We start from the raw sequence: 401 nt of genomic DNA on the forward strand, positions 1-401 counted from the left end.
GACCTGGAGGGCCGGCCCGGCCTGCGCTATCTCCACCGGCCCGCCAACCTGGAAGACGTGTTCCTGAAGCTCACCGGCCGGGACATCCGCGATTGATTCCGAAGGAGACCCCGTGAGCGCCCAGTTTCCCGCCGCCCGCCCGTTCAACGGCTTCAACCCCAAGCACCTGCAGCCGCCGCGGCTGTCGCTGCGTTTCGTGCCCGTATGGCGGCGCAATTTCCTGGTGTGGCGCAAGCTCGCCGTCCCTTCCATGCTGGGCAACCTGGCCGACCCCATGCTCTACATGCTCGCCCTGGGCTTCGGGCTGGGGGGCCTGCTCCCCACCGTGGAGGGCGTCCCCTACATCACCTTCCTCGCCGCCGGCACCGTGTGCTACGGCACCATGAACAGCGCCACCTTCG

At 68.6% G+C, this 401-nt stretch carries 2 pseudogenes; both read left to right on the forward strand.

Annotation, left to right across the window (positions count from 1 at the left end):
* A pseudogene (locus tag ACTFO6_RS17840) lies at window positions 1–96 on the forward strand (nodulation factor ABC transporter ATP-binding protein NodI); the annotation flags it as partial.
* Window positions 97–166: 70 nt separating this feature from the next.
* Window positions 167–401, forward strand: a pseudogene (locus ACTFO6_RS17845) (ABC transporter permease); the annotation flags it as partial.

The sequence above is a fragment of the Pelomicrobium sp. G1 genome (assembly GCF_051905455.1).
Taxonomy (GTDB): Bacteria; Pseudomonadota; Gammaproteobacteria; order Burkholderiales; family UBA6910; genus Pelomicrobium.